This is a genomic window from Thalassovita mediterranea (genome assembly GCA_019448215.1).
Taxonomy (GTDB): domain Bacteria; phylum Pseudomonadota; class Alphaproteobacteria; order Caulobacterales; family Hyphomonadaceae; genus Henriciella.
The window spans coordinates 227,274-248,972 of the sequence record CP080408.1; the positions used below are offsets into that span (position 1 = coordinate 227,274).

A 21,699-nucleotide genomic window follows, 5' to 3' on the forward strand; every position below is an offset into this window, starting at 1 on the left:
CAGGGGCCAGAAAAATCAGTGGGCAGGGATGGCGCAGCTTCCTAGACGCCGCAACTGCCTTTGATGCGCATTCGTTCGGTTGTCGTCGGCTCGATGATCGCCATCGTGCCGGTATAGTCAGTGTTCTCGGGGCCGCTTTCAGCCTCTTTCAGCTTCATCTCAACCAGGATGCGCCGGTCATCAGAGCGATAGCGCCAGGTCTGCAGCCCCTCATCATCGGTGGTGCGATCTGCTGGCTGGAAGGCCAGCTCTTCATCATTGATCTTGATGCGCGCTGACGGGGTCTCGCCAGCTGGCTCACTCAGGAAGACGAAACGCCAGGTCGACGGGTCATCATAGACAAAAGTGTGGGCGGCCTGCGTGAAGGTGCAATAGGCGTCGGTATCTGGTGCATGCATGGTGCGGATTTCCAGCGCCTGCGGGTCGCGGTCTGCGACCTGCTGGACCTGCGGCGAAGGCTCCTCGACCGACTTCTTGAACTCATTTGTTGCTTCGGGCTGCGCGCGATCCCCGCCGCAGGCAGCGGCCAGCATGATGATGCCCCCAAGGAGGATGGCGTTCTTCGTGTTTGAACCAGACCTGGTCATGGCTTTCTCCTGAAGGTCCGGCGCCCGTGCGCCGCTCACCTGCCGCGCCCTAGACGGCCGCGCGTTCTGCTTCCTGCTCAGCCCATTTTTCGGCGGCGCCGCGGGCGAGATCGCGCACGCGGGCAATGAAGGCCTGACGCTCTGTCGGCGAAATCGCGCCGCGCGCATCGATCAGGTTGAAGACGTGAGAGGCCTTCAGCGCATAATCATAGGCTGGCAGCGGCTTGCCCGCTTCGCGAAGCGCCGTGGACTGTTTCTCGCAGCCCGAAAACCAGGTCTGCAGCATCTCCACATCGGCCAGTTCAAAGTTGAAGGCCGACTGCTCGATCTCATTCTGCAGGAAGACATCGCCATAGGAGAGCGGTGTCTGCGAGGCCGGGTCGTTGAAAGGCAGATTGTAGACATTATCGACGCCGAACACATACATGGCGAGGCGTTCGAGGCCGTAGGTCAGCTCCCCAGACACAGGGAAGACATCAAGCCCGCCGACCTGCTGGAAATAGGTGTACTGGCTGACTTCCATCCCGTCGCACCATACTTCCCAGCCAAGCCCCCATGCACCAACGGTCGGGTTTTCCCAATCATCCTCGACAAAGCGGATATCGTGGACGGTCGGGTCGATGCCGATCTCGTAGAGCGAGTTGAGGTACAGGTCCTGCAGGTCAGCCGGGTTCGGCTTCAGGATCACCTGGTACTGATAGTAATGGCCAAGCCGGTTCGGGTTCTCACCATAGCGCGCATCTGCCGGGCGGCGCGATGGCTGCACATAGGCGGCGCGCCAGTCCTTCGGCCCCAGCGCACGCAGCACGGTCGCCGGGTGCAGTGTGCCGGCGCCGACTTCCATGTCATATGGCTGCAGGATCGCGCAGCCTTGCGCGGCCCAATAGGCTTGCAGGCGCAGGATCAGGTCCTGAAAGGAAGCGGGTTTCTCGCGGGCAACGGGTGCAGTCATGCTAGGGCTCAGCCGGTTGAGTTGGCGTCGTGGTTCTGGTCACTCCGCCTAGCGCCACCTGCCCGAATTCGCAACTGCGGCAAGGCCGTCCGGGTCAGCGACAAGCAGCGGAGCTTATGCCAACGATAGCAAAGCCCGCATGGTGAGCGAAGTCGAACCACGCGGGCCGCGAGCCTTAACTCCAGTCCAGCCCAGCCTCTGATCGCGCAATAGTGCGGTGCCGTTTTCAGAATGCGTTGGCATCGCGTCCAAGCGTGAAGACACTCAGCTTCGCGCAGAGGACCAGCATGAGAGTTCCGAATAGCTGCACGTCCCCTTGGCAGAGCCACCAGACCAGCGGAATCTCTGCAAAGTGAAGGACATAAAAGACGCGCCTCGCCAGCAAGCGATCACGCCACCAGGCGCGGGTGGAGCGGGCTGAATTCGCGACGATTCCGGCGGCCCAGTCGCCCGCGACCAGGGCCAGCAGCAAGACCTTCCACCCGGTGCCATAGTGAAGAACCGTCAGCGCGACAGTCGCGGCGAACAAGCCATAAGTCGCAATCAATTGAAAACGGGTTGGGGTCCGTCCCTGAAGTTCTTCGAGCATGCGCCGAAGTCTACGCTCAATCAGGCAGATTTACCATGTCAGCCCGGCCTCTGATCGCGCTATACGTTCCAGAAGCTCGGTCCGCTCGCCGCCCTTGCCGGTATAGATATTGATCCCCGGCAGAAGCCGCATCGGGCCGGACCGCAGCCCCTTGCGGGCCCGCACGATCACGCGCTTGGCATCCTCACCCGGAAAGGACCGGACAGGCAGGACTTCGATCTGGCCGGTGCGCCGCTCGATCAGCGACAGGATGCGCGCCAGCTCTGAGGCACGGTGGATCATCACGAAGCGGCCCTTCGGCTTCAAAACATGCAGCATCCGGCCGATCCAGTCCTTCAGTGGCACCGTCTCCAGATAGGCGTCGGCCTTGCCCTCACCGGGAGAGGTGATCGACCCGCCGCGAAAGAAAGGCGGGTTGGAGAAACAGAGGTCAAAGCGGTTCTCGATGGCGTCGGACAGCTCGCCCACATCCTGAAGCTCGATCGACATGCGGTCGCCAAAACCGTTCGCTTCAACGCCGAGACGCGCAAGCCCTGCGAGCCGCACATCACGCTCATAGCCGGTAAAGCGCATCTTCTTGAGGCGGTAAGCTGCTGGCAGGAGCGCCCCGCCTGCCCCGCAGCCAAACTCGGCTGCATCGCCGGTCATTTCAGGGTCAAGTGCGGCCGACAGGAGAACACTGTCCGTTCCGGCGCGAAATCCGCGCCGTGGCTGGTAGACTTTTACCAGCCCGCCAAGGAAGGCGTCCTCGGTGACTTCGCCTTCAACCATCCTGGTCCAGTTCACTCAGAGCGCGCCGGGCGTCGTCTGCATCATCTTCGTGCACCACCACACGCACAGGCACCAGAGGCCCGCGCCCATCGATATAGGCAGTGTGCTCATCAAGCACGAAAACCTCGATCCCGGCTTCGGAAAGCAGATGTCTGATATAGCTCAGCTTGACGGGGTCATTGGTGCGGAACACTTCTTCCATGACATGTCCCTTCACTGCTGCGGTCCTGTACCGCATCGCTGGACCGCGGACGTATTCGTATGCATATGACCTAGTCAATTGAGCTTAGCAGGAAATCTTTGTGTCTACACCAGCGACAGCGCGCGAAACTTCCAGCCGGTCATCCGTCGTCGAACGTCTGAGCGGCATGCTCGAGAAGGACCTCGCTGCGGTAGAGACCCTGCTCAACGCCAAGGCTGCAAGCCCGGTCGATATTATCCCGGCCATGTCCGAGCATATCGTCTCGGCTGGCGGCAAACGCCTGCGCCCAATGATTACGCTCGCCGCCGCGCAGGCTGTCGGCACGACCAATCCATCGACCCATTCGCTGGCTGCTGCGGTTGAGTTCATCCACACCGCGACCCTGCTGCACGATGACGTCATCGATGAGAGTGACCTTCGCCGCGGCAAGCCTGCTGCCAAATCGATCTGGGGCAATTCTGCCTCTATTCTTGTTGGCGACTTCCTGTTCGCGCGCGCTTTCACGCTCATGGTGGAAACCGGCTCGCTCGAAATTCTCGATATCCTCTCCAATGCCTCATCGGTGATCGCAGAGGGCGAAGTTCGCCAGCTCGCCGCACAGGGCAAGCCTGACCTTCCGACCGAAGACTATCTCGCCATCATCGAAGCCAAGACTGCGGCCCTGTTTGAGGCAGCCGCTCGCGCTGGCGCGATCTCTGGTGGCGGGTCAGACCATGCCGCCGCGCTCGCCAGCTACGGCAAGAATCTCGGTCTCGCCTTCCAGATTGTCGATGATGTTCTCGACTATGGCGGCACAACGTCGGTGATCGGCAAGGTCGTCGGCGACGATTTTCGCGAGGGCAAGATCACCCTGCCCGTCATTATCGCTCGCCGCAGGGGCCGCGCCGAAGACCAGGCCTTCTGGGCCCGCGCGCTCGACCTCGACAAGCAGGAAGAAGGCGACCTCGCCCGCGCGATCCATCTTATTCGCACGACCGGCGCAGCAGAGGCGACGATTGCCGAAGCCGAAGCCTATGTCGGTCTAGCAAAGTCCGCGCTGTCGACGCTGCCGGACACGCCATGGCGCACCCTGCTGGGTGAGCTTGCCGACTTCTGCATCCGGCGCGTCAGCTGATATCCGCGCGCGGCTCACAACGGCATTCTGCGACACCGGCAGAAACACCGTCCATACACCGCCACTGCACCGTCAAAACACCGGTGGTCAGCCGGCAAACCCGTTCTAGCTTGAAGGCCGATAATCCCGAAAGGATTGCCGCATGAAGTTCAATCAGACCTCAGCCGTCGCCCTCTCCGCCCTCGCGCTCGCCGCCTGCGCAACCGTGGAAACCACGCCGGAACAGACCTTTGAGATCTCCGAGGCTGACCAGGCCGCGGTGAACGCGAAAAAGTATGAAATTCTGGGCATTAGCCCTGAAACGGCGAACGATTTCGAGCTTTCTAACGCCGCCCTAGCCACCGCTGTGCGCGGCCCCGGCGGCGCCCCTGTTGGCCCGCTCGCCTATGCCTCCCCCGGCGATGCTGTAAAAGCCGGCGACATGGCCGCTTTCGTCGCCGCCATGAAGCTCAGCATCGAGCGTAACGATTCCAACGTCCCCTTCGCCTCTGCCATCAGCTCCATCGATGCCGCTGCTGCCGAGGATTATGAACGCGCCCGGGAACTGGCGGATGTAGCAGCGGAAAGTGCAGAGCTGTCATTGCTCGGCGGCTTCCTGAAAGCCTGGTATCTCGCGCTTGAAGGCGACTTTGACGCCGCCGTCGATGCTGAACTTGAGGTCGGATCGCGGCTGCCGGGTCTGACCGGTGACCTCTCTCTCGCCGCCATGCTGGAAGCAGCAGGCCGAGAGGACGAAGCCCTCGCCGTCTATTCCGCCATCACCCCGTCAGAGATTGAAGCGCCGGAACACCAGTTCGACCCGCAGTCAATCCTGTTCAGCCATGTGCGCCTCGTCATCTCGCGCCAGGCCCTGCTCCTGCGCCGTCTTGGCCGCGTGGATGAAGCGGTAGCGCTGTACCAGCGCCTCGCCGAAGCCGAACCGGAGCGCGCCGCCACCTATGCCGCCGCCATCGAGCAGATCGAGACTGGCCGCGGCCTCGATGATGAAACGCTGGATGTGGACACCGCCTTCGCCCGTACCATGGCGGACTATTCGCTCGCCCTCGCCTATCAGCGGATGATCCGGTCAGCCTTTGCAGGCCAGCAGGCGTCAGGTTTCGACGATACGAAGGCTGCGTTCGACCAGCTGGCGCTTCTCATCGATCCGGACAATGAAGACCTGCGTCTCGCAGTGATTGCAGATCTTTATGATGAGACGTTTTTCGAAGCTGCCCTCCATGTTGCAGAAGTTGCGCCGGAAGAGACCGCCTCGCTGCAGCTCGCCAAGGCCCAGTCCTATGTCCGGATGGAGCAGGCAGACGAGGCCCGCACCGCCCTTGATCGCGCGCTTGCGCTTGCCGACGAAGACGAAAAGCTGAGCACGACCTCCAGCGCGATGCTGATCTATGCTCTCCTTGGCGAACAGGAGAGCGCGAGCGAGCTGGCCGAGACGACGCCGGACCTTGCCGAGACGGACGCTGAAAAGGCCAGCGCGCACTCCACGAGCGCGACCATCTATTCCCAGTTCGGCAATTTCGAACGTGCCCTCTTCCATGCCGAGGCCGCCCGCGAACTGGACGACACGCATGAGCGGCGCATGGCACTTGCCAATGCGATGGCGGATGCAGGCCAGGTGGACGAGGCGCTACAGCTTATTCGCGCCGAAGCGCTGCGTCGGCCCAATGACCCCTATATGCTGAATACGCTCGGTTATTTCCTGATCGAGAATACCGACCAGTATTCTGAAGCCTACCGCGTCCTCGCCCGCGCAAATGCACTCGCGCCGAACGATCCCTATATCGCTGACAGCTATGGCTGGGCACGCTACCGGCTTGGCGACCTTGAAGGGGCGGCCCGCTATATTGAGCAGGCCCGCCGCCTGCTTGAGCCCAATACGCATTGGGAAATCGAGGATCACCTCGGCGACATTTATTGGCACCTCGGCCGCGAGGACGAAGCCCGTGCTGCGTGGGAACGCGCACTGACGGACTACCCCCGCGAGGAAACCCGCCAGAACCTCGTCGAGAAGCTGGAAAACGGCATTGAAGGCCCGCCGCCAGAAAAGCAGCCCCTGCCTGACATCTCGCTTGGCGAGGACCAGGAAGTGAACCGCCAGGACATCTGATCACTTGTCCACATTGCATGACGGTAATGTGACCCGGTTTTCCTAGGAAAGTCCGGTCAGGCCGGGTATGGTAAAGTTCCATGCCGGATATTGCGTAGGATCATGATCAAAAAGCGCCATCTTTCAGCTGTGTTGACCGCCGCCACGGTGTTTCTGGCCGGATGTTCGTCCATGCCTGATTATGGCCTGGCTTTGTCCGAACGCTTCCAGAGCGTTGAAACGGAAGCCAAGGAAAAGCTGGCCGAACCAAAGGCCGTCGCATCAAGGAATGAGTTCAGCGACTTCCTGATTGCGCGCTATGCGTCCCTGACGAACGATCCGCAGCAGGCCGCGCAACGCTATGCTGGTGTCGCGCTGTCCATTCCGGGCGATACGACGATTTCCGAGCGCGCCGTGTTTTCAGCGCTGCTTGCCAATGATTTTGATCTCGCGCTGTCGGTGTCGAAAAGCGCCGATGATAGTGTACTGAGCCAGTCCAGCCTGCCGCGCCTGACATTGGCGGCACACGCGATTTCCTCTGGCGACTATGACGCCGTGCCTGCCTTGACGACCCGGGAACGTTCCGGCCCATTCTACGCGCTCGTGCTCGGCTCGCTTGAGGCGTGGGCCATGTTCGGCAAAGGCGACCTTGGGCCAGCCGAACTCACCCTGCTCGAGGCAGCAGGCGAGGACCCGTATCTGCGCGATATCATGCTGAATTCGCTGGCGCTGATGGAAATCGCGGCCAGCCAGGATGAGCAGGCGCTGGAGACGCTCGGCTTTCTTGAAGAGAATCTCGCACTCACCGCGGCCGCTGCAGAAAGCTATGCCCGCCTGCTCGCCAGCCGCGGGGAAGAAGCCCACGCGATCAACGTATTGGCAGTCTATCTCGAACAGGTTGGCTATAGCCCTGCCATCGAAGATACGCTGAACCGGATCGCTGCCGGTGAAGACCTTCCGGTAAAGCGCCTCAGCGCAGCAGAAGGCGCAGCTCTCTCCATCTATGTGCCTGCTGCCGCACTCGCCGCGCAGTCTACTGACGACCTGCCCGGCGTCTACTATTCCATTGCGCTCGAACTTGATCCGAAGCTGCATGCCGCCCGCGCTCTTTTTGCTGATGCGCTGGACCGGTCAGGCCGCAGCGGCGACGCCATCGACATGCTGCGCGCCATTCCGGACGCTTCGCCCTATCATGTGACGGCAATCGGTCAGCTTGCCTGGGCACTGCACCGCGCCGGCAAGGATGAGGAAGCGCTGAGCCTTGCTATCGAAACGCTGTCAGAAGACCCCGAACGCGACCTCAAGATCCAGATTGCTGACCTCCTCACCTCGCTCGAAGCTGATGAGGAAGCGCTCACCGCCTTCACCGAAGTGATCTCCGGCGACGAAGCACAGGGTGTCGGCGACTGGCGGCTATATTATGCGCGCGGCACAGTGAACGAGCGCCTCGGCAACTGGCCTGATGCTGAAACCGATTTCCTGACGGCCAAGGCGCTGAACCCATCCTCGCCGGAAGTCCTCAACCATCTTGGCTATAGCTGGGTGGATCGCGGCCTCCACCTTGAGCGCGGCATGGACCTTATCCGTCAGGCGCTTTCGCTGCGCCCGAATAGCGGTGCCATCACGGACAGCCTTGGCTGGGGCTATTACAAGCTCGGCGACTTTGATCAGGCAGTCTACTATCTGGAACTCGCTGCTGAAATCGAGCCTGACCTTGCCGAGATCATCGACCATCTGGGCGATGCCTACTGGATGACGGGGCGGCGGACCGAAGCGCGCTTCCAGTGGGAAAAGGCGCTCACGCTACTCAATGACGATGAACAGGAAATCCGGGCGATTGAGCGCAAAATGCTCACCGGTCCTGAAACGCAGGCGGCCAGCCGGGATAACTGATGCTGGCTCCGGCCAAGATAAACCTCCTGCTCCATGTCGGAGTCGTAAAGGAAAATGGCCGGCACCCGCTGGATAGCCTCGTCATGTTCGCTGGTCCCGAAGCCTCTGACAGGGTGGAAGCGCGGCGCGCGACCAGCCTCAGCCTGCAGATTGACGGCCCTTTCGCTTCGCCGGACCTGGCGACCAGTGAGAACCTTGTCCTGAAGGCATTGTCTGCCTGCGCCATCCGCGGCCTGCGCGTGCCACCGCTTGCCATCACGCTCTACAAACACATCCCAGTTGCGGGCGGTCTTGGCGGCGGCTCTGCCGATGCAGGCGCGATGCTGCGACAGCTGGTGAAGCTTGGCACGATCACCGACCAGATTGCCTGGACGCTCGCTGCCAGTCTCGGCGGGGACGTGCCCGCCGCTTATGTTTCGCAGGCTTGCCGGATGCAGGGCGAAGGCGAAGTCATCAAGCCGGTCAGCGGCCTTCCGGACCTGCCGACGCTTCTCGTAAACCCGAATATCGCCTGTCCGACGGGGCCGGTCTTCGGGGCTTTTGACGAGGCGACTGGCAATCCGGGGCTCTCGCCGCTGGACCTTCCTGATTTTGAACACCCGCCCGAAATGATCGCCTGGCTGCGTAATAATAGCCGCAATGACCTCGAAGCCCCGGCCATCGGCCTGGTGCCTGAAATTGAAGGTGTGCTTGACGCTATCAGGGGACTGCCGGGATGCGCGCTCAGTCGTATGTCCGGCTCTGGCGCAAGCTGTTTTGGCCTGTTTGAGACCCGCGCAGACCTTGTCGCTGCTGCCGATACGCTGAAATCGCAATATCCGCACTGGTGGGTGGCTCCCACGCTTCTCAAAGGCGGCTAGGATCGGCGAATGCCTGAGCTGATTCTCTATCCGGTCATCTGCCTTTTGGCGGGCCTTGTCTCGTATCTGGTGTGCCAGCTCAGCCGGAAATGGCGCGTGCTCGACATGCCGGACGGCCAGCGGAAGTTTCAGGCAGCGCCAGTGCCGCGTCTTGGTGGGGCTGGTATTCTTGCCGGTGTCTTTACGGCGGTCTTGGTCGCAGGCGTGCTCCACGCCGTGAACCCGCTCTGGCTTGGCAATGACTTCCTACCCGGCAATGTGCGCGGCGTAGCTGTTGCGCTGGCAGCGAGCCTCGCCTTTGCAGCGATCGGCGCTGCCGATGATATCAGCGACCTCAACGCCGTCCTCAAACTCGTCCTGCTGCTCGCCGTCTGTATCGGTGCTCCGCTATTCGGAGTCGTGGTCCCGGAACTCGACAGCCCGTTCGGAAATCTCACAGCACCGGCGCTGATGATCGCAGGCTCTGCCCTCTGGCTGCTTGTCTTTACCAATGCCGCCAATTTCATGGATGGCAGCAATGGCCTCGCCATTGGCGTCCTCGCCTTCATGTTTGCGGGGCTTGGCGCCTCGCTCCTGCTCAGCGATGCTGGCCGTTTTCCGCCCGGGCTGATTGCCATTGTCGGCGCCTGCGCGGGTTTTCTCATCATCAATATGCGCGGCCAGCTATATGCGGGCGATATCGGCGCATTCGGCGTCAGCGCGCTCTTCGCGACGCTCGCCATCATTTCAGGCCTGCCCGTCTGGACGATTGCGACGCTCGCCCTGCCTATCCTGATCGATACGCTGATGACCCTCGTCTTGCGGGCAAAGAGACGAGAGAGCCTGTTCACCGCGCACCGCGATCATGCCTATCAGGCACTCATCAAGTCAGGCTGGAGCGCCTGGGAAGTTGCCATTCTCTGGTGGGGACTTGCTGGTGCCTGCGCAACCGGGGCGACGATTGGGGCAGCGGGCGGCGGCGCGCTACCCTTTACCGTCTTCGTCTGTCTTGCCCTGCTTCTCAGCTTCGGCTGGGTCAGGGTTCAGAGAGCGTGCGGCCAGATGGGCGCGCGCCTGGTCCAGATCTAGCTTGCGGATGCCCGTTCCCGGCCGCCACATGAAGGCGAGCAGCAAACCAAAAAGCGCAAAACCGCCGCCGGCTGCCAGTGCAAAAAGCTCCATGCCGCGTCGTGCTTCCTGAGAGAAGACCATGCCGACGATGCCCGCCGCGATCATGGCGAGGCCAAGAAGGAAGAGCGTCCAGCGAGTCGCGCCGCCGACCCCGACTTTCATCGTGAGGTCGGGCCTCACCTCAGCGACCTCCGTCACAATCGCCCGGCAAAGCGCCAGAAACTGCTCATTATTCTGGTCGCCGCGCGGCGCGTTGCAGCCGATACGGTGACGGGTTCCGCCCGTCTCGACGTCCAGCCATGCGCTATGGGTCTGGCGCGCGCTTAGCTCACCAAAATGCAGGCCGGTGACATTGGCAAAGCTCAGATAGAGCTCGCCATTGCAGGTCAGCATGCCGCTATCGACAGTCCAGTTATCCCGCCCTCTCAGGAGGGCGGGTTTGAATTCGAAGCTCTGCACAGCGCGCTCCTCTTCAGGATGCGAACCTTACGTGTTCGGATAGGCCGGACCGCCGCCGCCTTCAGGCGTGACCCAGTTGATGTTCTGGTTCGGGTCCTTGATATCGCATGTCTTGCAGTGAATGCAGTTCTGCGCGTTGATCTGGAAGCGCGGCTCCTTGCCGTCTTCCTCAACCCACTCATAGACACCGGCCGGGCAGTAGCGCTCGGACGGGCCTGCGAACACGTCATGCTCTGAACGCTTCTGCAGCTCCATATCCTTCACGATCAGGTGCACCGGCTGGTCTTCAGCATGGTTGGTGTTGGTGAAGGAGACATTGGTCAGCTTGTCGAAGCTGAGCTTGCCGTCCGGTTTCGGGTATTCGATCTTCCGGCACTGGTCGGCAGGCTTCAGATACTCATGGTCAGCCTTCTTGTGGCTGAGCGTTGGCAGGTAGCCAAAGCCGAAAAGGTAGCGCAGCCACATGTCCGGCATGGCCAGCACGGCGCCTGCGAGCGTGCCATATCGGCTGATCAGCGGCTTGGAATTGCGAACCTGCGACAGGTCCTTGTAGACCCAGCTGTCCTTGTAGGCGGTCTCATAGGCGTCCAGCGTGTCGCTCTGGCGACCTTCGCGCACGGCCTCGACGGCGGCCTCAGCTGCCAGCATGCCTGTCTTCATCGCATTGTGAGAGCCCTTGATGCGCGGCAGGTTCACGAAACCGGCAGAACAGCCGATCAGTGCGCCGCCCGGGAAGGCGAGCTTTGGCACGGACTGCACGCCGCCAGAAGTGATCGCACGGGCGCCGTAAGCCACGCGCTTGCCGCCTTCGAGGAATTTGCTGATGTCCTGATGGTGCTTGTAGCGCTGGAACTCCTGATACGGAGAGAGCCACGGGTTCTTGTAGTTCAGGTGGACCACATAGCCGACGGAGACATAGTTCTCACCGCCTTCGGAGAAGTGGTAGAGGAAGCCGCCGCCATTGCCGTCCTTGTCCTGAACCGGCCAGCCAAAGGTATGCTGCACATAGCCCGCGCTGAATTCAGGATGATCTGCCGGGACGGACCAGACCTCTTTCAGGCCAATGCCGTATTTCTGCGGGTCGCAATCGGCTTCGAGGTCGTACTTCGCCTTGACCTGCTTGGTCAGCGAACCGCGGGCACCCTCTGCGAAGAGGACGTATTTGCCAAGCAGCTCCATGCCTGGCTCATAGTCGCCCTTGTGGCTGCCATCTGCTGCAATGCCCATGACGCCGGCGACGACACCTTTGACTTCGCCATTCTCGCCGTAGACGACGTCGGACGCTGCAAAGCCCGGGAAGACCTGAACGCCAAGGTTTTCGGCTTCTTCACCCAGCCAGCGGGTCACGTTCGCGAGTGAGCCGGTGAAGCAGCCATGATTGTGCATGAAAGGCGGGAAGCCGAAGGTCGGCATACCCATGGAGCCTTTCGGGCCGAGCAGCTTGTACTTGTCGGCAGTGACTTCGGTATAGATCGGCTTGTTGTCGCGGTCGCGCCAGTCAGGGATCAGCTCATCAAGGGCTTTTGGATCGAGCACCACGCCGGAAAGGATGTGTGCGCCAATCTCGCCGCCTTTTTCCAGCACGACGACTTCAAGCTCTTCGCCTGCTTCATTGGCCAGCTGTTTCGCCCGGATCGCAGCTGACAGGCCTGCAGGCCCACCGCCAACGATCACGAGGTCGAATTCCATGGATTCGCGTTCCACCGCTTCGGTCATATCTTGTCTCTCCCGGCTGAGGCCACGTGTGATAGCCCGCTTTGTACATAGTCACAGTCCGGTCTACAGTCGATTTGCCAGAATTCCAAAGGGTCTCAATGTCTCAGACGGAACAAATTCAGGCGCTTGAGGCGCTGCGCGCCTGGTGGGCGGAGATGGGTGTGGAGGCCGATGAGGCAGAGATCCGCGCCCTGACCAAGGCTGCGCGCGCAAGACCTGACGCAGGGCCTGCCCCTGCGCAGACACGTGCCTTGCGCCGCATTCCGAAAGAGAAAGGCCATGAGGACTGGGTCGAGGAAGCGCGTAACCTTGCGAAAGCCGCGTCCAGCTTTGCCGAACTCAAGGCGGCCATTGAGGGATTTGATGGCTGCCTGCTCAAAGAGGCAGCGCGAACCGCTGCCTGCTTCGATGGGGTTGAGGGTGCCCCCGTCATGGTGATTGGCGAAGGCCCGGGCGCCGAAGAGGACAAGCAAGGCCTGCCATTCGTCGGGCGAGCGGGTCAGCTGCTGGACAGGATGCTTGGCGCAATCGGCCTGTCGCGCGCGACGAACACATTCATCACCAACGTCAATTACTGGCGCCCACCCGGCAATCGGAACCCGACCGATGATGAACTGGCGCTGTGCCGTCCGTTCGTCGACCGGATGGTGGAGCTTGGCCAGCCAAAGCTGATCATCGCGGCCGGCGGTGTGTCTGCAAAGTCGCTGCTCAATGCCTCCATCGGCATCATGAAGCTGCGCGGCACCGAACAGACATTCGAGACGCCCGGTGGCTATTCAGGCCCCCTCTTCCCGATCTTCCATCCAGCCTTCCTGCTGCGCCGCCCTGAAGAAAAGAGCCGCGCCTGGCGAGACTTGCTGCAGATACAGGAACGGCTTGAGGGGCTGGGCTAGCTGACGGTGGAAGTTTCGTCCGCGCATTAAAAAACCCCGGAGCGCGAGGGAGGGGGAGGGGATGCGCTCCGGGGCTTTTTGAGAGGGTAAAGCGCGAGGGGGAGGGACGCTTCAGCCTCTTTTTGATGGACGTCCACCGGATGTGCGGTCCAGCTTCCTTGGGTGTCCCATCTGTCTAATCTACTCTTCGAGCTTCTCTTCGGCTTTTTCCTCGACAAGCTCAATTTCGTCTGCCTTACGCTTCTTGAACGCAGCTCCCAGTTTTTCGTTCCCGTCCTTGCCGACAGTTTCTTTCGCGACCGGGAAGACGTCGTTTTCTTCCTCTTCCATATGGTGCTCGTAACGGTCCTTGAGCTTCTTGAACTTGGTGAGCCAGGCAGGTGAGGACATGTCAGTGTCGTTCAGCTCTTCCATCAAATCGTCGAGCTCCTTGTGCTCGGCAACAGAGTGGCGCCCTTCCGGCTGGCCGTCTTCTGTGGCGATGAGCTTGGAATAGAAGGTCTCTTCCTCGGCTGCGGCGTGCGCGCTGACATCGTGGTAGAACTTGTCCCAGACGTCGCGGCGCATCTCATTGTCGCCGCTCGTGCTGGCGATGAGGTCGAGCATCTCGCGGTGCTTGTCGTGGTCTTTCTTCAGTGTCTCGTAGATCGTGGACATGGTTGGTCCTCTTCCTTCGTGTTTCGAACACTGCTTAAACGCCAGTCTCAGGAAGCCGTTCCGCCAGTCGTGGCGCTGTTCGCGCGACAATTTGAACCTTGTCGAGATCTGCTCATGCCAGCGCCTCTGTCCGTCATCATCCCGACCCTCAACGCCGCCGGTGAATTACCCCAATGCCTGGCGAGCCTGATGCCGGGCGCCGAGGCGGGCCTTATCCGCGAAGTCCTGTTGAGCGATGGCGGCTCCACCGATGCCACCGCAGAGATCGCCGACGCCGCTGGCGCATCAATGATTGAGAGCGAACCGGGACGCGGCAAGCAGCTGGCCGCTGGCGCAGAAGCCGCCCGAGGCGAGTGGCTCCTTTTCCTGCATGCCGATACCGCGTTGACCCGCGACTGGGTAGAGCGCGCGCGCGACCATATGGAGAATGCGGCGGGCAAAGCGGCCTATTTCACCCTCGCCTTCCGGTCTGATCATCCAATGGCGAAGCATGTCGCTGCGCGGGCCAACCAGCGCGCGAAACTGCTTGGCCTGCCCTATGGCGATCAGGGCCTGCTTCTGCCCCGCAGCCTGTATGAAGAGGTGGGCGGTTATCAGGACCTGCCTCTTATGGAAGATGTCGCGCTGGTGCGGGCGATTGGAAAGCGCAGGCTCCACATGCTCTCGGCCGAGGCGCGGACATCCGCCGCCAAGTATGAGCGTGATGGCTGGCGCAAGCGCAGCTGGAAGAATGCCTGGCTGACCACACGTTACCTGCTTGGCGCCAGTCCGGAAAAGCTGGCAGCCGCCTATCGCTGAGTATCGCCCCAGAATGACAAGACCCACGCTTCTCATCTTCACCAAGGCTCCGCGCATCGGGGCCTCCAAGACCCGCCTCGCAGCAGATATTGGCCGGGTCGCTGCGCGCCGTATGGCCCGGAGCCTCACCGCACACACAATCAGTCAAAGCGAACACCCGGCATGGCACGCGCGCCTTATGGTCGACCCATCATCACTGATGTCATCCACACTTGGTGGGCTCTGGCCTGCCCGGCTCGAGCGGCGGACCCAGCGGGGCCGCTCGCTCGGTGAGCGCCTCACCCATGCCATGATGGAAGCCCCTCCCGGACCTGTCATCTTCATCGGGACGGACGCGCCAGGCCTTCGCACCGACCTGATACTGGAGGCGACCCGCAATCTCGGCCGACGCTCCGCCGTGTTCGGGCCCGCGCTCGATGGCGGCTTCTGGTTGTTTGGCATTTCGCGCGAGCTGCGCGGCCCATGTCTTTTTGAAGATGTCCGCTGGTCCAGTCCTCATGCGATGGAGGATGTGTGGAGCAATCTGCCAAATGAAGTGACTATAACTTTATTACCGCAGCTGATCGACATAGATACACGGCGCGACTGGCAACTGTACAAACACAAGCATTGAGGCCGGGATGAACAGCTTTATTGATACAGGTTATCGACGCCACCTGCCAAATAGTTCCATGTCCCGGCCTATCGAAGAGGGTCCGCCATGTACAAATTAGCTTATGTCAGTGTCGCCACGCGCACGCTGACGTCTGTTGATCTTCAGAGTATTCTGGAAGCTGCAATCACCAGAAACCGCGATTGCAACATAACGGGCATTCTACTCTTTAACGGCACGAACTTCATGCAGGTCCTTGAAGGGCCGCAAGAAGAAGTCGAGAAGATCTTCGAAGACATCTGCAAGGATGAGCGCCACCGCAATGTGGTCGTCATCTACCGCGACCGCACGAGCGTGCGCGAGTTTGAAGAAGCCCCGATGCTTCTGCAGATCGTGCCGGCCTCGCACGGTGTCGCCCCTGACGGCATGACGATCACCAAGGATATTGCGCTGTTCCTGCCATCATCTCTGGCGCGCCATTTCCGCACCATCCTGGAAAGCTTCGACACACGCGGCGACTAGGCGGCTGACGCTGATTCGCCTGTGGATGGGCGCTTCATCGCGCCCATATTGTTCTTGTTTTGTTCTTTTTCTCATGGTTTCCTTCCCCCATGAGACTGAACCAGAAACTTCCCCCGAAAGGCCGCGTCACCAATCTCGACGTATCGCACAGCGCTGAGAGGCATGAGCATCGCGGGCGCGGCGCCATCTCCAACCAGACGGGCCGTTTCGAGCGCGAGACACGCGACGCCTTTGATGATGGCTGGGGCACGATCGAGGACAGCGCCGCACGTCTCGATACGACACTCACCCGCGAGAGCGCGCGCACGATCATCACCTATAACCGCTCGCCGGACATTTCCTTCGACCGGACGATCAATCCCTATCGGGGATGCGAGCATGGCTGTGTCTATTGTTTTGCACGGCCCACCCATGCCTATCACGGCCTGTCAGCGGGCCTGGACTTCGAAAGCAGGCTCTTCTTCAAGCCGGAAGGCCCTGCCCTTCTGCGCAAGGAATTGTCGCGCCCGTCCTATGTCCCGCGGCCTATCGCGCTTGGCATGAATACCGATGCCTACCAGCCGGTGGAGCGACAGCTGAAGCTGACACGCACCTTCCTGGAAATCCTGTCAGAGCATAATCACCCGGTCACCTTGCTGACCAAGTCAGCGCTGATCCAGCGCGACATCGACCTTATCGCGCCAATGGCAGAGAAAGGACTCGCCCGGGTTGGCGTGTCGCTGACGACGCTAGACCCCCGGCTTGCGCGCCTGATGGAGCCGCGCGCAGCGGCGCCCTATCGCAGGCTGCAGACCATATCAGCGCTGACAGAAGCGGGCATCCCGATCATCGCGATGACGGCTCCGATCATCCCGGCCCTTAATGAGCCGGAGATGGAAGACCTTCTTGAAGCGGCCGCCGAGAATGGCGCCTCCAGCGCGGGCTATGTCGTGCTCCGCCTGCCGTTTGAGCTGAAGGACATCTTCCATGAATGGCTGGCAGAACATTATCCGGACCGCGCGGCAAAAGTGATCAACACACTGCGCGATATGCGCGGCGGTCAGGACTATGATTCAAACTGGTTCGAGCGGGGGCGCGGACGCGGGGTCCACGCCCAGATCATTTCCCAGCGCTTCAAAAAAGCCGCGCGACGGCTCGGTCTTGATGAGGCTCGCCCTCGCCTGCGCACCGATCTTTTCCGCCCACCAGAGCCGCCGAGCGGGCAGATGCGGTTGGCTTTCTGAAAAACGTCTGCGCACGGGCGGGTGGGCGTAACGATTGAATAACCAAATTCCTGCGGGATGCGCGCCTGAAACCGAATCGCGCGCAAGAGGGCAATCAAGTATGGATCTGGTCCGCAATACGATCATCGAAGGCGAATGTGTCGACGTGCTGTCGCGCCTTCCGGACAAGTCCGTTGACCTTGTCTTCGCCGACCCGCCCTACAACCTCCAGCTAGGCGGCGGGCTCACACGTCCCGACCAGTCGCATGTCGACGGCGTCGATGATGCCTGGGACCAGTTCGACAGCTTCGACGCCTATGACCTGTTCACCCATCAGTGGCTGACCGAATGCCGCCGCGTCCTGAAGGATGATGGCGCGATCTGGGTGATCGGCTCCTATCACAACATCTTCCGCGTCGGCGCGATCCTCCAGGATAGCGGCTTCTGGATCCAGAATGATGTGATCTGGCTGAAATCGAACCCGATGCCGAACTTCAAGGGCACCCGTTTCCAGAACGCGCATGAGACGCTGATCTGGGCCGGCAAGACCGAGAAGTCGCGCGTCACCTTCAATTACGATGCGCTGAAAGCCTTCAACGAAGACAAACAGATGCGCTCCGACTGGACCATCCCGCTTTGCACCGGGTCCGAGCGCCTGAAAGATGTTCAGGGCAAAAAGGCCCATCCGACTCAGAAGCCGGAGGCGCTGTTGAAGCGCGTTATCCTCGCGACCACGAATCCGGGCGATGTGATCCTCGATCCGTTTTCTGGCACCGGCACGACGGCCGCCGCCGCCAAGATGCTGGGCCGCGACTATGTCGGCATCGAGCAGGACCCATCCTATATCCGCCTCTCGCGCGCCCGCCTGTCGGCGATCACGCCGCTCGAAGGCGACGCGCTGGAAACGCAGAAGGGCGCACGTGCCCTGCCCCGCGTGCCATTTGGCGCACTTGTCGAGAATGGCTGGCTGAAACCGGGTGACCGCCTCTGGTCGCCAAAGAAACGCCACCATGCCCGTATCCGCGTCGATGGCAGCCTGTCTTCAGGCGACGCATCCGGCTCGATCCACCGGCTTGGTGCTCATGTCATGAAACAGCCAGCCTGTAATGGCTGGACCTTCTGGCACTACGAATCGCCCAAGGGCGACCTTGCGCCGATCGACCTTCTGCGCCGCCGCTACCGTCAGGAAATGGGCCTCAACTAGGCTCTTACCTCAATGGTCATAGCCTAAGGGAAGACCCTGCCTTGCCGCAGGCGCCCGGATCGTGTCGAAAGACAAGGTATGGGACACGAAGGTCAGGAAATCTTCCTGAAGGACATGCTCGTATTTCTGTTCGCCGCTGGCATCATCGTGCCAGCGCTGCGATTGGTGCGCGTGCCTGCGGTGGCTGGTTTCCTGATCGCTGGCGTGGTGCTTGGCCCCTATGGCCTCGGCACGCTGGAAGACCTCTGGGCCCCGGTCCGGTTCATCACTGTCGGTGAGCCAGAAGCCGCAGCGCCATTTGCTGAGCTTGGCATTCTCTTCCTTCTCTTCCTGATCGGGCTGGAGCTTTCCTTCGAGAAGCTCTGGCGCATGAAGGACGCCGTCTTTGGCGCGGGCGCGCTGCAGTCGGTGGCGAGCGCTATCGCCATCGGCGTCGCTCTGTGGCTGATCGGGCTTGAGCCTGCTGCAGCGGCCATTATTGGCCTCGCGCTCGCGCTTTCCTCCACCGCCATCGTAATGCAGACACTGACCAGTGAGCACCGAGCGACCGGCCCAACGGGCAAGGCAGCGCTAGGCGTACTGCTCTTTCAGGACATCCTTGTCGCGCCGATCCTCATCCTGATCAGCTTCCTGTCTGCCGAAAGCGGCGGCAGCCTTGCAGGCGACGTGCTGCGCGCGCTCGGTGAAGGCCTTCTCGCTCTCGTTGTCATTGTCGCGATTGGCCGCTTTGCCGTGCGCCCGGTCTTCAGGCTGGCAGCGCAGGCAGGCGGGCGCGACTTCCTGATGGCCGTCACGCTTTTCACCGTCATTGGCGCGGCCGTGATCACCGCGTCTGCCGGTTTGTCAGTAGCTCTCGGCGCGTTCCTTGCGGGCCTCCTGCTCGGTGAGACAGAGTTTCGCCACCAGACCGAAGTCGATCTCGACCCGTTCAAGGGGCTGCTCCTTGGTATCTTCTTCATGACGGTCGGGATGAGCATCGACCTCGCTGTCATCGTAGAGCTCGCCCCGCTCGTGCTTGGAGGCCTCGCGGCGATGCTGGCCCTCAAGCTCGCGATTGCATGGACCAGTACGCGCCTCTTCGGGGCAGCCCGGCCTGTTGCCACCGAGGCCGCGTTCCTGCTCGCCCCAGCAGGTGAGTTCGCCTTCGTCGTGATGGCATCTGCGACCGCCGCTGGCCTGCTCACTTCTCAGCAGGCGACGCCGGTTACCGCGATTGCAGGCCTATCAATGCTGCTAATTCCGGCCACCTCACGGCTGGGACAGATTCTCGCGAAGCGCTTTGAGCCTGTGAAGCCCGCACATGAGCCAGAGCAGCAAAGCTTTGAACGCCTGGACGGCCACGTGATTATCGCGGGCTTCGGCCGGGTCGGGCGGACGATTGCGCGCGTCCTGTCAGAGGCCAATACCGATATCGTGATCGTCGAGCGCGACCCGTCACTTGTCCGAAATGGGCGTCGGGAAGGCTGGCAGGTCTCCATCGGCGATGCGGGACGGCCTGAAATGCTCGAAGCAGCGGGGCTTGCCGGGGCGTCGATGGTGGTTGTCACTGTCGATAACGCCGCCAGCGCACGCCAGATGGTGGAAGCGGTGCGCAAGAAGCGCCCTGCCCTTCCCATCATGGTGCGGGCCCGCGACGCGGAACATGGGCGAGAGCTGGAAGCCGCCGGTGCGACCTATGTCATCCCGGACGCGATCGAGGCTGCCCTGCAGCTCTCCGGCCGAGTGCTCGAAGAATTTGGTTACGCCAATGAGACCGTACGAGACCTTCTCGCTGCGGAGCGGGACGAGGCCTATCGGGCTGGCACTCGCGAAACATCATGAGGCAAGCTTCAGCGCTTTCCTGAAAACACTCGGCAGGGCATCTGCGACCGTGTCCGCGTCGCGCAGCTCATATCCGTCCGGAGACGCGCCTTCCGCCTGCACGGTGAGCACTTTCAGGCGCAGTTCGAAATGGGTGAAGACGTGTTTGACCTCACCGATCTCCTGCGCGCCCTTTACCCATTCCAGCCGGGCAGCTGCTCCGTCCTCGCGCCAGTCCGTCGTCGGAAGGCCGAGCATGCCGCCAAGCAACCCCTGCGGCGGCCGTGTCTCCACAGCGACGCCTGATGCCCCGCGCACGATATAGACTTCGCCGAACCTGACCGGCTTGGCCTTCTTGGCGGGTTTGATGGGATAGCGCTCTGGCTCGCCTTCCGCATGCGCCGCGCACCACGCCCGCAAAGGACAGATCAGGCAGTTGGGGCGTTTTGGTGTGCAAATGGTGGCGCCGAGGTCCATCAGGGCTTCTGCGAACTCCCCAGGCCTGTCTGCCGGAACAAGCTCACCCACCAGGTCCGCGATGCGCCGCTTCTCGTCTTTCCACTCACCCTTTGCGGCGAGGATGCGCGCGAAGACGCGGTCGACATTGCCATCGACGGCGGCGGCGCGCTGATTGAAGGCCAGCGCTGCGACGGCCCCGGCGGTGTAAGGGCCGATGCCCGGCAGTTCCCGAAGACCCGCCTCTGTCCGCGGCCAGCTGCCCCGCGCAGCGACTTCGCGCGCGCATTTCAGGAGGTTGCGGGCACGGGCGTAATAGCCAAGGCCCGCCCAAGCCGCCATGACGTCCCCATCTTCAGCTGAGGCAAGCGCTTCTACCGTGGGCCATGTCCGGGTGAATGCTTCGAAATACCCAGCAGCATGCGGCACTGTGGTCTGCTGCAGCATGATCTCCGCCAGCCAGACACGGTAAGGATCCGGCACGACGCCTCGGCTGCGCTCACCCGGGCCAATCCGCCAGGGCAGCGTGCGCGCATGACGCCCATACCAGTCAAGAAGTGCATCAGGCAGCCCGTCAAAGCGCGCGCCAGCCGCAGAAGCGGCCTTTTCTCGTTTCGCCATGCAGGGCACAATCACGTTCATGGTGATGAGATCAAGCCTCGACCCGCTGGAAGAAGCCCGTGCCCGGATCAGGCTGCGCCATGCCCGCGCCAAACCGGTTGCCCCGGCCCCGAAAACCATCGGCACACTCAGCCAGCGCATCACCCGCGACCGCGTGCCCGACAAGGGCCCGGCCATTGGCCGGCTAAAGCTGATCTGGGCCGAGACCGTCGGCGCGCAGATCGCACGGGTTTGTGAGCCAGAAAAAGTCGGCTCCGGCGGCAAAGGCAAGGGGCGCGTGCTCACCGTGACCTGCATCCCGGCAGCGTCTACCATGATCCAGCATCAGAGCGAGCTGATCCGCCAGCGCGTTTCTGTTGCACTGGGCGGCGATATCTCCGAAATCCGCATCAAGCAGGGACCGCTTGCGCGCCAGCCTGCCACGAAGCCTGTGCGTAACCGCCGTCCCCTCACAGTCGAGGAGCGCGCTGCGCTGGAGGCTTCAGTCGCAAAGATAGAAGACCGCGCCTTGCGAGAGGCAGTTTTGGCGCTGGGCGAAGCTGTGCTAGCGAGCGATGAGACAAATAATTTGCCGGATCAGACTTGACCGGCCCTGACCTACCAATCCTGAAGAGAAGA

The 21,699-nt window shown here is 61.7% G+C and carries 22 protein-coding genes; 13 read left to right on the forward strand and 9 right to left on the reverse strand.

Annotation, left to right across the window (positions count from 1 at the left end; translation table 11 throughout):
* Nucleotides 1–41: 41 nt before the first annotated feature.
* From KUV46_01115 to KUV46_01135, 5 genes are all read right to left on the reverse strand, one after another.
* On the reverse strand, nucleotides 42–587 hold the full coding sequence (locus KUV46_01115) for a hypothetical protein (GenBank protein ID QYJ01007.1): 546 nt from the start codon (nucleotides 585–587) through the stop codon (nucleotides 42–44).
* A 49-nt stretch (nucleotides 588–636) separates the two neighbouring features.
* A complete protein-coding gene (locus KUV46_01120; protein QYJ01008.1) occupies nucleotides 637–1,539 on the reverse strand; it encodes a glycine--tRNA ligase subunit alpha in 903 nt (300 codons plus the stop codon).
* A 226-nt stretch (nucleotides 1,540–1,765) separates the two neighbouring features.
* Nucleotides 1,766–2,128 (reverse strand): hypothetical protein, encoded by a 363-nt coding sequence (locus tag KUV46_01125; protein ID QYJ01009.1) that lies wholly within the window; start codon nucleotides 2,126–2,128, stop codon nucleotides 1,766–1,768.
* 30 nt (nucleotides 2,129–2,158) lie between these two features.
* Nucleotides 2,159–2,914 carry a methyltransferase gene (locus KUV46_01130; protein ID QYJ01010.1) on the reverse strand — a complete coding sequence of 252 codons (756 nt, stop codon included), beginning with the start codon at nucleotides 2,912–2,914 and terminating at the stop codon, nucleotides 2,159–2,161.
* A complete protein-coding gene (locus KUV46_01135; protein ID QYJ01011.1) occupies nucleotides 2,892–3,101 on the reverse strand; it encodes a DUF2007 domain-containing protein in 210 nt (69 codons plus the stop codon). The genes KUV46_01130 and KUV46_01135 overlap by 23 nt, the downstream gene beginning before the upstream one ends.
* 166 nt (nucleotides 3,102–3,267) lie before the next feature.
* Here KUV46_01135 and KUV46_01140 point away from each other — a divergent pair, with 166 nt between their 5' ends.
* The 5 genes from KUV46_01140 to KUV46_01160 all read left to right on the forward strand — a co-directional run bounded on the left by KUV46_01140 (nucleotide 3,268) and on the right by KUV46_01160 (nucleotide 10,119).
* Nucleotides 3,268–4,215 carry a polyprenyl synthetase family protein gene (locus KUV46_01140; protein ID QYJ02330.1) on the forward strand — a complete coding sequence of 316 codons (948 nt, stop codon included), beginning with the start codon at nucleotides 3,268–3,270 and terminating at the stop codon, nucleotides 4,213–4,215.
* Nucleotides 4,216–4,357: 142 nt separating this feature from the next.
* Nucleotides 4,358–6,319 carry a hypothetical protein gene (locus KUV46_01145; protein QYJ01012.1) on the forward strand — a complete coding sequence of 654 codons (1,962 nt, stop codon included), beginning with the start codon at nucleotides 4,358–4,360 and terminating at the stop codon, nucleotides 6,317–6,319.
* 171 nt (nucleotides 6,320–6,490) lie between these two features.
* Nucleotides 6,491–8,191 carry a tetratricopeptide repeat protein gene (locus KUV46_01150; GenBank protein ID QYJ01013.1) on the forward strand — a complete coding sequence of 567 codons (1,701 nt, stop codon included), beginning with the start codon at nucleotides 6,491–6,493 and terminating at the stop codon, nucleotides 8,189–8,191.
* Nucleotides 8,191–9,051 (forward strand): 4-(cytidine 5'-diphospho)-2-C-methyl-D-erythritol kinase, encoded by an 861-nt coding sequence (locus KUV46_01155; GenBank protein QYJ01014.1) that lies wholly within the window; start codon nucleotides 8,191–8,193, stop codon nucleotides 9,049–9,051. The genes KUV46_01150 and KUV46_01155 overlap by 1 nt, the downstream gene beginning before the upstream one ends.
* 9 nt (nucleotides 9,052–9,060) lie before the next feature.
* On the forward strand, nucleotides 9,061–10,119 hold the full coding sequence (locus KUV46_01160) for a hypothetical protein (protein ID QYJ01015.1): 1,059 nt from the start codon (nucleotides 9,061–9,063) through the stop codon (nucleotides 10,117–10,119).
* Here KUV46_01160 and KUV46_01165 read toward each other — a convergent pair.
* Entirely contained in the window at nucleotides 10,015–10,620 is a 606-nt protein-coding gene (locus tag KUV46_01165; protein QYJ01016.1) for a hypothetical protein, read from the reverse strand. The genes KUV46_01160 and KUV46_01165 overlap by 105 nt on opposite strands.
* A gap of 27 nt (nucleotides 10,621–10,647) precedes the next feature.
* Nucleotides 10,648–12,336 carry an electron transfer flavoprotein-ubiquinone oxidoreductase gene (locus tag KUV46_01170; protein QYJ01017.1) on the reverse strand — a complete coding sequence of 563 codons (1,689 nt, stop codon included), beginning with the start codon at nucleotides 12,334–12,336 and terminating at the stop codon, nucleotides 10,648–10,650.
* Nucleotides 12,337–12,434: 98 nt separating this feature from the next.
* Between KUV46_01170 and KUV46_01175 the strand changes: the two genes are divergently transcribed.
* Nucleotides 12,435–13,229, forward strand: coding sequence for a uracil-DNA glycosylase (locus KUV46_01175; GenBank protein QYJ01018.1), 795 nt, complete (start codon nucleotides 12,435–12,437; stop codon nucleotides 13,227–13,229).
* Nucleotides 13,230–13,409: 180 nt separating this feature from the next.
* Here the strand turns inward: KUV46_01175 and KUV46_01180 are convergent, their stop codons facing one another.
* Nucleotides 13,410–13,886, reverse strand: a complete 477-nt coding sequence (locus KUV46_01180; GenBank protein QYJ01019.1) for a hemerythrin domain-containing protein — start codon at nucleotides 13,884–13,886, stop codon at nucleotides 13,410–13,412.
* Nucleotides 13,887–14,000: 114 nt separating this feature from the next.
* Here KUV46_01180 and KUV46_01185 point away from each other — a divergent pair, with 114 nt between their 5' ends.
* The 6 genes from KUV46_01185 to KUV46_01210 all read left to right on the forward strand — a co-directional run bounded on the left by KUV46_01185 (nucleotide 14,001) and on the right by KUV46_01210 (nucleotide 20,025).
* Entirely contained in the window at nucleotides 14,001–14,684 is a 684-nt protein-coding gene (locus tag KUV46_01185; protein ID QYJ01020.1) for a TIGR04283 family arsenosugar biosynthesis glycosyltransferase, read from the forward strand.
* Nucleotides 14,685–14,697: 13 nt separating this feature from the next.
* The gene (locus tag KUV46_01190) at nucleotides 14,698–15,297 is read left to right on the forward strand and encodes a TIGR04282 family arsenosugar biosynthesis glycosyltransferase (GenBank protein QYJ01021.1); all 600 of its coding nucleotides are present in this window, start codon (nucleotides 14,698–14,700) and stop codon (nucleotides 15,295–15,297) included.
* Between the two features lie 87 nt (nucleotides 15,298–15,384).
* Nucleotides 15,385–15,798 carry a BLUF domain-containing protein gene (locus tag KUV46_01195; GenBank protein QYJ01022.1) on the forward strand — a complete coding sequence of 138 codons (414 nt, stop codon included), beginning with the start codon at nucleotides 15,385–15,387 and terminating at the stop codon, nucleotides 15,796–15,798.
* Nucleotides 15,799–15,887: 89 nt separating this feature from the next.
* Nucleotides 15,888–17,021 (forward strand): PA0069 family radical SAM protein, encoded by a 1,134-nt coding sequence (locus KUV46_01200; protein QYJ01023.1) that lies wholly within the window; start codon nucleotides 15,888–15,890, stop codon nucleotides 17,019–17,021.
* 100 nt (nucleotides 17,022–17,121) lie between these two features.
* Entirely contained in the window at nucleotides 17,122–18,204 is a 1,083-nt protein-coding gene (locus tag KUV46_01205; GenBank protein QYJ01024.1) for a site-specific DNA-methyltransferase, read from the forward strand.
* Nucleotides 18,205–18,282: 78 nt separating this feature from the next.
* The gene (locus tag KUV46_01210; GenBank protein ID QYJ01025.1) at nucleotides 18,283–20,025 is read left to right on the forward strand and encodes a cation:proton antiporter; all 1,743 of its coding nucleotides are present in this window, start codon (nucleotides 18,283–18,285) and stop codon (nucleotides 20,023–20,025) included.
* Here KUV46_01210 and KUV46_01215 read toward each other — a convergent pair.
* Complete coding sequence (locus tag KUV46_01215; protein QYJ01026.1) at nucleotides 20,020–21,081, reverse strand: A/G-specific adenine glycosylase; 1,062 nt, start codon at nucleotides 21,079–21,081, stop codon at nucleotides 20,020–20,022. The genes KUV46_01210 and KUV46_01215 overlap by 6 nt on opposite strands.
* 19 nt (nucleotides 21,082–21,100) lie before the next feature.
* Between KUV46_01215 and KUV46_01220 the strand changes: the two genes are divergently transcribed.
* Nucleotides 21,101–21,667: a DciA family protein gene (locus KUV46_01220; GenBank protein ID QYJ01027.1), complete on the forward strand. Its 567-nt coding sequence runs from the start codon at nucleotides 21,101–21,103 to the stop codon at nucleotides 21,665–21,667.
* Nucleotides 21,668–21,699 lie beyond the last annotated feature (32 nt).